This is a genomic window from Levilactobacillus huananensis, from assembly GCF_003946145.1.
Lineage (GTDB): Bacteria > Bacillota > Bacilli > Lactobacillales > Lactobacillaceae > Levilactobacillus > Levilactobacillus huananensis.
Map to the genome: position 1 here is coordinate 1 of NZ_RHOC01000025.1, position 5,353 is coordinate 5,353.

Consider the following 5,353-nt stretch of genomic DNA (forward strand, 5'->3'; position numbering starts at 1 on the left):
GAATACCGCGATGAAGCCGCTTAAGCAATACTAAAAATTATATTATTTCAACTGTCAACTTGACAGGGACTAGTGCAGTTAACCAAGCATTTTTTAGTTTTTAACTTAAATCCTAGTTGTTAGAACTTGAAGAACTAGCAGAGGAGCTAGCTTCACTGGCCGAAGCAGCAGTTGGGGTGGTCGTTTCAACATCCTTAACTCCAGTTAAGTTGCCGCTGTAGACCCAGTAACGCGTCTTGCTGTTCTTAGAAGGCCGGATACGGTACCAAGTGGTTGACTTGTACTTTTGCCCGACTTGATCGATGTAGTAGGTCTTGCCAACCTTAGGCGAGATCTTTGACCAGCTCACTTTTTTAACGTTCTTCGCAGCACCCTTTAACTTGTTGTAAAGGCGGAAGTTCTTGTACTTGCTGCTTAACTTACCTTGCTTATTGACATTGGTGTAAGTGGCACTGACCAACTTGACATGACTCATGTTCATGTCGTTGTAGTACTGCTTAACCAACTGATAGAAGGCAGCCATGGTGTATTTCTGACCAAAGTACTTGCGGCCATTTGAAGCGTAGTAGCCGACTGGATCGCTATGCGAGGATCCACCAAGCTTGTTGGCCACGGAGGCGTGGGACCAGACAGTTCCCTTGCCATCGTAGGCGGCATCATTAGGTTTCAAGTTGTATTCCTTTAAGAGATAGGCGGTATACCAAGCGGCATTATTCACTTCTTTGGCAAAAGCCTTCTTGCTGTGAACTTCAACTTGTTCGAATTGAACGAAACGGGCATTACCTGGGTAACCAACTCCCCAAGCAAGGTAGTCCGTGTTGGCGATGTTAACGATCTTGGAAGCATCCACGAAACTGTGAACGAACGCGTTTTGGTAGTTACGTTTCATGTAAGCGACTTCGTTAGTTAACGTGGAAGAAGGATTGGCGGTTTCATGAACCACAACGCCCTCGGGCTTGCCCTTACCATGACGGTACTTGTACTTAGGAAATCCCTTCCAGATGGACTTCGTCACCTTAGCGTGACCAATATTCTTGCTGCTAATATAATCGTTTACCTTGGAGCTGGCATTGGCCGTGGTTGACGTGGCAAGAACTCCCGTCGCCCCTAAAACAGCCAGAGCTGTTAAAACTACTTTGTGCATCTTCACCCTGATCATCCCTCAAATCTTATTAGTCATTACACAACCGGATGACCGGTTGCTCAGTCGATATTCTTCGCTATCAACTATATACATTATTTTTAGCCCCGACAACCGGCTGACGGGGTGTTCATCGTAATATTACGATGGTAATAATGACTCTATCGGGGTTTGATCGAGGTGTTTTCAAATAGATTAAAACTTAACGACACCTGTAATCTGGTTGTAACATTGCTATGACAGCGGTTTCGGCTGGTTTGCGGCCCATTTTGAACTGTCAGCGTTCAGGTGTAATTTCTGCTGACATTCTGGACAAATGCCATAGACTTCGACGTGATTACTTGTCACCAGGTAACCGGTTTGGTTACTGGCTGCCTGGTTGAGTGCCCGTTCGATTTCTGGAAATTCTGGGGCAAAGACATCGGTAATTTTGCCACAATTTTCACAGATAACGTGGTAGTGGGGTCGGCCGAAGAAGTCGTAGCGTAAGCCACCGTTGTCGTTAGGAAGCTCTATCACGATGCCAAGTTCGACGAAGAGATTTAGTGTATTGTACACCGTCGCCATGCTGAGATTAGGCAGTTGGTCTGTGAGGGCAGAAAAAATGGTTTCCACCGCGGGGTGATTGTGATGTGTCACCAGATACGTCAAGATGACTTGCCGTTGCGGTGTTACGCGCACGTGGTGTTCCTTCAAGGTTTGTAAGGCCTGGTCGAGTAACTGGGTCTGATTGGCCATGCTGATCCCTCCTTTAATTTATAATCACTCTAGTTTGCCTCTATTAAACCACACTTTGAGCGAATAGCCAGCTAAAAGCTTATCAGAAGAAGACGTGATGGTTCATGAGTCAGCTATCGAAATAAGTGATTTACTTTTGACGAAATGAGCGTACAATGAATTTGTATTTAGTTGATAATCATTCTAAAGTAAGGCAAAATGTTAAACCTACCTAACTTTTAATTCTAAGAGTGTTAAACTGAAATTAAGACATATCTGGGGGTAGAAAATAATGACAAAAAAGAAGAAACCAGCAACGTTGGCACAACGAATCAACGTGTTGCGAGCAAGCGTAATGGGGGCCAATGATGGGATTCTCTCCGTAGCGGGAATCGTCGTAGGGGTTGCGGGTGCCGCAACCAGTAGCTTCGCCATCTTCATTTCTGGGATTGCGGGTATGATTGCGGGGACCGTGTCCATGGCGATGGGCGAGTATGTCTCCGTCAACACGCAGAAGGACGCCCAACGTAAGGCCATCGAAACGCAAACAGTGGCGTTAGACAACGATTATGACAGCGAATATAACTTCGTTCGCGACAAGTACGTGGCAACTGGAATCAAACCAGAATTGGCGGATCAAGCGACGAAGGAAATGATGACCGAGGACCCTGTGAAAACCACGGTGCGTGAGCGGTTTGGCTTTAACGTTGGCGAGTATACGAATCCGTTCTCCGCGGCCATTGCCTCGATGATTTCATTCCCAACGGGGTCGATCCTGCCACTCGTGTCGATAACCCTGTTACCAAAGAACTGGCGAATTGGCGGAACGTTCGTGGCGGTTATCATCGCTCTTTCGATTACAGGGTATGTGGCTGCACTTTTGGGAAATGCCGATCGCTGGCATGGTACCCGGCGAAACGTGATTGCAGGAATTTTGACGATGCTGGTCACGTATGGTATCGGACACTTGTTTGCATAGGGGAGGCAATCAATCATGGCAACGAATGAACAAGTACATGTTAAGAAGCAAAAGCAGCATCAAACGATGGATGAAAAATTAAACACTCTGCGAGCTGGTGTCCTGGGGTCCAATGATGGTATCTTGACCGTTGTTGGGGTGCTCTTCAGTGTTGCGGCCGCGACAAATAACCAGTTTACCATCTTCATTGCTGGCCTGTCAGACCTGTTGGCTTGTGCTTTCTCAATGGCGTCGGGTGAATATGCCTCTGTCAGCACGCAAAAGGATACGGAAAAATCAGCGGTGGCGCATGAAGCCAAGCTGCTCGAAACTAATTTTGACGACCAAGTCGCCGCGGTTCAAAAGTTCTACGAAGAACGTGGAGTGACGCCTGAGACGTCACTGGCTATCGCCCAAGACTTGATGCAAAAGGATGCACTGGCCACAGTCGTGAATGTCAAGGATGACATTCAATTGGGACACTACATGAACCCTTGGGACGCAGCCTTTTCATCACTCTTTGCGGCCGGATTAGGGGGCACTTTCCCACTGATCGCTATGACGCTATTCTCAGTGTCTTGGCAATGGCCAGCCACGATTGTTGCGGTTATTTTATCTGTGGCATTGACCGGTTTTCTGAGTGCTAAATTAGGACATGGTTTAGTCAAGACAGCCATTATCAGAAACGTTATTGTCGGGATTATTACCATGTTTATTCACTATTATGTGGGTCAACTCTTCTAAGGAAACTATTGCTGCTTTCTTAGCGCATTGCCAGATACCAAGTGTACAATGGGCCAATATCTTTTTTGAAAGTGAGGAATTTTGGTTGAAGCGCAAGATGAGTTTATTTTCTTTAGTCATGCTAACGCTGAGTGCCATCATTGGCTCGGGTTGGTTGTTTGGTGCGGGTATGGCCGCCCAGATCGCTGGTCCGGCTGCCATCCTATCTTGGATTTTGGGGGCCGTTATCATTGGCCTGATTGCATTGAATTACATTGAATTGGGAACGATGTTTCCGACGAGCGGGGGGATGAGCCAGTATGCGGCCTTCTCTCACGGGCCCTTATTGGGGTTCGTTGCTGGCTGGGCTAATTGGTTGTCGTTACTGACGATTATTCCGATTGAAGCCGTGGCGGCCGTGCAGTACATGAGTTCCTGGCCATGGTCTTGGGCCAACTGGACCCGGGGTTTCCTGAAAGATGGCGACATCACGAATCAGGGCCTGGTCATTGTCTTTCTGTTTATTCTGGCGTTTACGCTGCTGAACTTCTGGTCGGTTAAATTGCTGACACGGTTTACGAGTTTTATTTCCATTTTTAAATTGGGAATTCCAACGTTAACGATTATCGTCTTAATGGCGACTGGTTTTCAGTCCGGAAACTTTGGCCACAACGCGGGCTTTATGCCTAATGGCAGTGCGGCCATCTTCTCGGCCACCACGGCTGCGGGGATTATCTTCTCGTACAATGCCTTTCAGACAACAATTAATATGGGGAATGAGATTGAACATCCAGAGCGCAATATTCTCTGGGGAATTGTGATTGCTTTTAGTATCAGTGCGCTGATCTACACGCTGCTTCAGGTCGCCTTCATTGGCGCAGTTCCAGGGCATTATCTGGCTCATGGCTGGCAAGGGGTTAACTTCGAGTCCCCCTTCGCTAATCTGGCGATTCTGATGAACTTGGGATGGCTGTCGACGTTACTCTATTTGGATGCGTTCGTGTCGCCATTTGGGACCGGAGTTTCCTTCGTTGCCACCACCAGTCGGGCCTTAGCAGCCATGACTGGGACCAAACACATGCCAACCAAGTTGGGGGAATTGAATCGGAAGTATCAGACGCCACGGCGAGCCATGGTGGTAAATATGATTTTAGGCGTTGTCCTCGTGGCTGGTTTTCGGAATTGGAGTGCGTTGTCGAATGTTATTTCGACATCGACTTTGATCGCTTATCTGACAGGACCAGTGACGGTGTCAACCCTCCGGCGTGATGCACCAGAATTCAGTCGACCATTTCGGCTTTGGGGGCTACAATTGTGGTCCCCACTGGCCTATGTTCTGGCTAGTCTCGCTATCTACTGGGCGAAGTGGCCCACGACAATTGAGGTCTTCGGAGTTATTGCTTTGGGGCTGATCTGTTACGTCTATTATGAATTTCGACAACCTGCCGGCTGGACAGCCTTACGAGCCAGTTTGAAGGGGAGTCGATGGTTACTGGTTGAAATGCTTTGGCTCACCATGATGTCAGCGGTCGGGAGTCATGAGTTTGGGGGCCATGGCTGGTTCCCATACCCACTGGACTTTTTGGCGGTTACGTTGGGTAGCCTAGCTTGCTACTATCTCGGGGTGCACGACGGTTACCAGAGTGAATCTTTTGAGATTGCTCAGGAGCTGAATCAGCGCGTCGAAAAAACGACTTAAGATTAAAATGAGACTGGGACAATTGTCCCAGTCTCATTTTCCTACGTTTAGTCAAGCTCTGTAAATAAAACATTTTGAAATTTTGTGTACACTAAATAGTGTCTCACCCAGAACA

The 5,353-nt window shown here is 47.6% G+C and carries 5 protein-coding genes; 3 read left to right on the forward strand and 2 right to left on the reverse strand.

Annotation, left to right across the window (positions count from 1 at the left end; all coding sequences use genetic code 11):
- Positions 1-112: 112 nt before the first annotated feature.
- Positions 113-1,144, reverse strand: a complete 1,032-nt coding sequence (locus EKM71_RS10865; protein WP_125574591.1) for a peptidoglycan recognition protein family protein — start codon at positions 1,142-1,144, stop codon at positions 113-115.
- 231 nt (positions 1,145-1,375) lie between these two features.
- The gene (locus tag EKM71_RS10870; protein ID WP_125574592.1) at positions 1,376-1,879 is read right to left on the reverse strand and encodes a Fur family transcriptional regulator; all 504 of its coding nucleotides are present in this window, start codon (positions 1,877-1,879) and stop codon (positions 1,376-1,378) included.
- 271 nt (positions 1,880-2,150) lie between these two features.
- On the opposite strand from EKM71_RS10870, the gene EKM71_RS10875 reads away from it, so the two are divergent.
- From EKM71_RS10875 to EKM71_RS10885, 3 genes are all read left to right on the forward strand, one after another.
- Positions 2,151-2,837, forward strand: a complete 687-nt coding sequence (locus EKM71_RS10875) for a VIT1/CCC1 transporter family protein (protein ID WP_164504796.1) — start codon at positions 2,151-2,153, stop codon at positions 2,835-2,837.
- A 15-nt stretch (positions 2,838-2,852) separates the two neighbouring features.
- Positions 2,853-3,560 carry a VIT1/CCC1 transporter family protein gene (locus EKM71_RS10880; protein ID WP_125574594.1) on the forward strand — a complete coding sequence of 236 codons (708 nt, stop codon included), beginning with the start codon at positions 2,853-2,855 and terminating at the stop codon, positions 3,558-3,560.
- A 97-nt stretch (positions 3,561-3,657) separates the two neighbouring features.
- Positions 3,658-5,238, forward strand: a complete 1,581-nt coding sequence (locus EKM71_RS10885; RefSeq protein WP_225418044.1) for an APC family permease — start codon at positions 3,658-3,660, stop codon at positions 5,236-5,238.
- Positions 5,239-5,353: the final 115 nt, after the last annotated feature.

Excerpts from the sequence above, each read along its gene's own strand:
- EKM71_RS10865 (WP_125574591.1), bottom strand. The coding sequence starts at position 1,144 with ATGCACAAAGTAGTTTTAACAGCTCTGGCTGTTTTAGGGGCGACGGGA.
- EKM71_RS10870 (WP_125574592.1), bottom strand. The coding sequence starts at position 1,879 with ATGGCCAATCAGACCCAGTTACTCGACCAGGCCTTACAAACCTTGAAG.
- EKM71_RS10875 (WP_164504796.1), top strand. The coding sequence starts at position 2,151 with ATGACAAAAAAGAAGAAACCAGCAACGTTGGCACAACGAATCAACGTG.
- EKM71_RS10880 (WP_125574594.1), top strand. The coding sequence starts at position 2,853 with ATGGCAACGAATGAACAAGTACATGTTAAGAAGCAAAAGCAGCATCAA.
- EKM71_RS10885 (WP_225418044.1), top strand. The coding sequence starts at position 3,658 with ATGAGTTTATTTTCTTTAGTCATGCTAACGCTGAGTGCCATCATTGGC.